5 protein-coding genes are annotated in these 5,252 nt (G+C 44.3%); 1 reads left to right on the top strand and 4 read right to left on the bottom strand.

Translation table 11 applies throughout. The annotated features are described in order from the left end of the window. Nucleotides 1-581 precede the first annotated feature (581 nt). A complete protein-coding gene (locus tag N3A72_12335) occupies nt 582-1,751 on the top strand; it encodes a DUF1343 domain-containing protein (protein MCX7920364.1) in 1,170 nt (389 codons plus the stop codon). Nucleotides 1,752-1,769: 18 nt separating this feature from the next. Here the strand turns inward: N3A72_12335 and N3A72_12340 are convergent, their stop codons facing one another. The 4 genes from N3A72_12340 to N3A72_12355 all read right to left on the bottom strand — a co-directional run. Then, entirely contained in the window at nt 1,770-2,771 is a 1,002-nt protein-coding gene (locus N3A72_12340; protein ID MCX7920365.1) for a glycosyltransferase, read from the bottom strand. Nucleotides 2,772-2,774: 3 nt separating this feature from the next. Further along, nucleotides 2,775-3,554: a glycosyltransferase family 2 protein gene (locus tag N3A72_12345; GenBank protein MCX7920366.1), complete on the bottom strand. Its 780-nt coding sequence runs from the start codon at nt 3,552-3,554 to the stop codon at nt 2,775-2,777. 56 nt (nt 3,555-3,610) lie between these two features. Then, nucleotides 3,611-4,885, bottom strand: a complete 1,275-nt coding sequence (locus tag N3A72_12350) for a hypothetical protein (protein MCX7920367.1) — start codon at nt 4,883-4,885, stop codon at nt 3,611-3,613. 177 nt (nt 4,886-5,062) lie between these two features. Then, nucleotides 5,063-5,252, bottom strand: a 190-nt coding sequence (locus N3A72_12355; protein ID MCX7920368.1) for a hypothetical protein, incomplete at its 5' end; no start/stop codon positions are given.

Genomic DNA, 5,252 nt, shown 5'->3' on the forward strand with positions numbered 1-5,252 from the left:
TTGCATTCTTTTTCCCAGCATTGCATGCTGGGCTAGAATCAGACGCCCCGTTATCGGGGCTAACAAAATGCATTGGGTTAATCCCGAAGGGATGATTGATTCTAGCCCAGCTATTCATAGCTAGCTGGAAATACCAAATAGAGCTTCTTGTTAATCCCGTTAGGGATGATTGATTTTAGCCGAGTCATTCATGGCTGGTGAGATGGGTTATGCAGTAAATTTACCACAGTAACCTATGGCGTTTGCGGTAATTTTACCGCATTTACGGCGGCGAGTATACTAATTTCAACCTTAAAATAAATTATTCAGTTTTTATATTTAACTCTTGTTAAACCAGATATATAAACTCAGTAGAATTTATCTGATTGCCAGAAGTTCAAATTTGGCATAATTGTTGCTTCTCTATTTTACCAACACAATTCATCATAAGAGCAGAGATAAAATCACTCCCCCTTCAACTCTGCTCTTTTTTATTTTTATAGGATTTCCAACCGAATTATAAAAACAGCTACCCGATAAAACGCAGATAGATATCATCCATAATTCAACCATAATTTCATTATTTAGAGGAGAAATAGCCTATGTCAGTTCAACCTGGGATCAATGTTTTATTAAAAGAATATCAGCAATTAATTCACGGAAAACGCGTTGGATTGATCACCAATCCGACTGGGATAACAGCGCAGGCTATCTCGAGCATAGATATCCTGAGTCGATTGCAGGGAAGTAAACTAACCGCATTATTTGCACCGGAACACGGGATTCGTGGCGATATTTTCGCTGGTGAAAACGTCGATACCTATACAGATAAAAAGACTGGCGTACCGGTATATAGTCTCTATGGTAAAACGCGAAAACCGACTCCGGACATGCTGCAAGAAGTAGACGTGTTCGTGTTCGATATTCAGGATGTTGGCGCTCGATATTATACCTACGTTTACACAATGGCATACGCTATGGAAGCGGCGAAAGAAAACGGGATACCGTTTATTGTTCTCGATCGACCGAATCCGATTAACGGAATTGTCGTTGATGGACCGATTCTTGACCCGAGATTCAGTTCGTTTATCGGATTATATCCGATTCCGGTTGTGCATGGATTAACCGTTGGTGAACTCGCGCTATTGTTCAACACGGAATTCAAAATCAACTGCGAATTACATATTGTCCCGTTAAAAGGATGGAACCGGAAAATGACCTTTGCGGAAACCAATCTGCCGTGGGTGATGACATCGCCCCATATACCGCAGTCGAGCACTGCGTGGTATTATGCGACAACGGGGTTTATTGGCGAACTTCATACGATTTGTGTCGGAGTCGGATATACGGTACCGTTCGAAATCGTTGGCACGAACTGGCTCGATAGCGATACCTTAGCGAACGAATTGAATCGGAAACAACTGGCTGGGGTAGTGTTTCGTCCGATAACGTTTCGTCCGTATTATTATATTTTTAAAGACCAAATCTGCCAAGGGGTTCAGTTGCATATAACCAACGTGACCGAGTTTTCTCCTGTTGCGACGGGACTCCACATTCTATCAACCATCTATACGATGTATCCCTGTCAGACCATTTTCCCTAACGATGCCGATAAACCGAATAGTAGATTGAAGATGTTCTATCAGGCAATCGGAACTGATACCGTGCGAACGATGATAGAACAAGGGAACTCCGCTGAAGAGATTATCGCTTCTTGGCAAGACGGGTTAGAAACGTTTAAAAAAGTTCGCGAGAAATACCTGCTCTACTAACGGCAAGCTGCACAATGATTAGATTCGGTCGTCCGCTTCTTCCGGCAGTTTGGAAGCGAGCAGTCCTTTAACGAACCAGATTCCATACGTGAAATGGGTTAAAATTATGCCGGAAAAAACCGCTAATTTCAACTTAAGATTATGGGGGTATTGTTCGGTTCGAGCTGTAAGTCCGGTTAAGATTGCTGCGATGAGATAGGAGATAACGCCGAATAGGTAGAGGTTAAACAGGAACGGATGAATGAATCGGGTTAACCAGCCGAAGAGAATGGCGAACGTCAATAATGACGGCAGGAAATACGATACCCGCAACGAGGTTGCGGGGAATCGTTTGACGAAATATCCACGATGAAGACCGTAACTTAAGATTTGTTTCAGATGACCACGGAACAATCGGCGTCGATGATGGTAAACGAGAACGGTTGGCGCATATACAATTTTTTTCCGTAGTTTTTGCACGATTTCGAGGCATAATTTCGTATCTTCGCCAGGCCAGAATTTGGTATTAAATCCGCCGAGTTCCTGCAAAACCGATTTGCGAACTAACAGGTTGCAGGTCGGATAATCATCCACGTCACGGCGGGATTGCGGTATATACCGATAGCGATAACTCCCGCCGACTAACCACGAGCTATAAATCAATCCGCTCGCCTGTTGCATCACATCGTTACTCGGCGGTGTTACCGCCGGACCGGAAACAGCTGCGATATCCTCGTTTTCTAGAAAGATTGTTACCGCATTCTTCAGCCAATCTTTCTCTGGGTAGGTATCGTCGTCTAAAAACGCGATCACTTCACCACGAGCATATTCGATACCGATATCACGTTTTTTCGCTGGCAGTTCTTTCCCCGTCGGGATAATCGTAACCGACGCCGGATATGAATGATTCCCGTTTTTATCCGGCAGAACCAAAATTTCGAATCTCGGATAATCTAACGCAAGACATGCTCGGATACATTCCTGCAGGTTCGGATTATTTTCTCCGACGGCAATGATAATCGAAACAAACGGATAGTTCATACCTCAGGATTTGGGGTTGAGATTTCGGATTTCGGATTTTTTCGTATCGTAGTATTTCAGGATATGCATACGATAGAATACCGCCATGGTTTCAAACCACGTTTGCCAGATTGCGCGCAGGCCGATATGCGCGCGCATTTTCCCACGATAATTGACGATAACCGGTGATTCCGCAATGGTATATCCGAAATGATGGATATTCGCTAATAACTCTAAATCGAACGCAAACCGTTTGACCAACAGCACCGGCATAACCTCATCGAGCACGTTCCGTTTGAATAGTTTCAATCCGGTTTGCGTATCGCGAATCGGTAATCCGAATAAGAGTTTAACGAGGAAAAAATATACCGCACTCACGATACGCCGTTTTAACGGATAATCGAGTTTCGATTGCGGATGTCGTTTACTGCCGATAACCACGTCTGCGTGCTGCTGCTGCATAATTTCGAACAATAATTTGATTTGGTTCGGATGCAATTCCAAATCGCTATCGAGAAAAACGACCATATCGCCGGTAACCAGTTTAAATCCTTCTCGAATAGCAAATCCTTTCCCGATATTCGTGGTATTTCGGGTTAGTTTAATGATTTCCGGCGCGCACGCCACGGCGCGTTGCGCTTCCGAGAATGTATTATCCTGACTGCCGTCATCGACGACGATAATTTCATACCGGCAACCGGCACCATCAAACAACTGTTTCGTTTCCATAATATTCGCATAAATATGGTTACCTTCGTTATATGCCGGCATGATAATTGAAATTTTACCTCGGTAATTCTGCATAATTGCGCACTCGGATATCGAATAGAGTTGAGAAAATGGTTCGTTCCGTGAACGAGTTACGTTTTCCCTTGTAGCATCTTTTCTTTATATACCATCAACGCATAGTTAGCGATACTCTGGATAACCCCACTGATGAAAATGACCGATAAAACCTGATATACCGTTTGATGGAATATCCAGAGTAGGATACCATGGAATATGACTCCGCCAATGAGAACATAGATACATGCATATTCCGCTTTTGCGAGATGATAATTGAGCAGGACATTCGCTAACGCCAATGGCGTTATACAGACCGAGAACCATTGGATTAACGGCGCCATAATTTCAACCGGATATTTCGCTCCGTATAAAATGGATATGACCAATTTCGGGAACAGAAAACAACCTGCAATTCCGATACCGCAGAGGATACCGCTGAAGAAAAGACTTTTTCGAATCAGATGGAGTGGACTTAGGTTTTTTGCGTGGGTATGCGCTACTTTCGGGAACATGACTGTGATAATGGCTGTCGGTAACGACCAGAACGCTGCACCGATTAACGCTGCTGCGGTATAATATCCACGAAACTGTTGGTTTTCACCGGCAAGGTAGCGGCTGACGATGAAAATATCCAATCGCGCAAACAATTCTTTTCCTAAGAAATAGAGCAAGACTGGAATAGCGTACATCAGGATAGGTTTAACTTCGAGAGGAATCGATTGCGATTCAGGTTTTTTCACATAGGATGATAACGGGAACCCTGACAGAATGAACCCGACCATGAGAACGACTACCGACGCTCCTAACGCTCCCGCTATCTGGAATCCATGATAAACCAAGATAATGCCGGCAATCAGTCGAATACTCGCATCTGCGATAATGTTTAATCCGAGCAGGAGAAACTGTTGCAATCCTTGGAGCCCGCCACGGAAAACCGGTAGAACCCAACCGAAAGCGAATAGGATCGCGAGAATGAGCATAGGCGTGTTCGAGTCTAATTGAATCGCGAGCGATTGTAAAATCATATGTCTGGCAGCGAATAAAACGATTCCGCCAGAGCAACCGATGACGAACGTTACTGCGATTGCGTGACGTAATAACGATCGGATCCGATCCAAGTCATGCTTTGCGGAATAGTAGGCGAGATAGCGGGCGATCGTCAGTTGCACGACACTGCTTGGAATAGCGATCACCGCTAGCACGGATAGGAGCGTTTCAAAAATCCCATAGTGATACGGCCCGAGACTTCGCGTCATCACGAGGTTAAACAGCACGTTGCAGACGTTTCCCGCCATTGCGATACCGACGAAAAAGGTTCCCTGCCGAATCAGTCTATCCGTTTTTTCCATAAGAAAAAAGAACCACAGAGAACGCCGAGAACACCTGAAACCACCAATCTCCCCTCGTATGTTCTATCGCTCGAAATATTGGCTATCATATCTGGCAGCAATAGCCAATGCGAATGGTGCTAATGGCTATGAGTTCTCTCGGTACCCTGTGGGTATATATGAATTCGTCTCGAGAATTTAACGTTCCTGATGATAATCTCGCAGATGGCCGAATAATGACCGGATTGCGCGAAATAACAGTTTCATATCGTCCAACGATCGAATTGTCACCATCGATTTCAGGATAAACCGTGGTTCATAGTATATTTTCCACATTTTTTTACACCATTTCTCGGTATCAATCTCTGTTTTCAGCACCGGTTCGGTC

This window comes from bacterium (assembly GCA_026416715.1).
Classification (GTDB): domain Bacteria; phylum UBP4; class UBA4092; order JAOAEQ01; family JAOAEQ01; genus JAOAEQ01.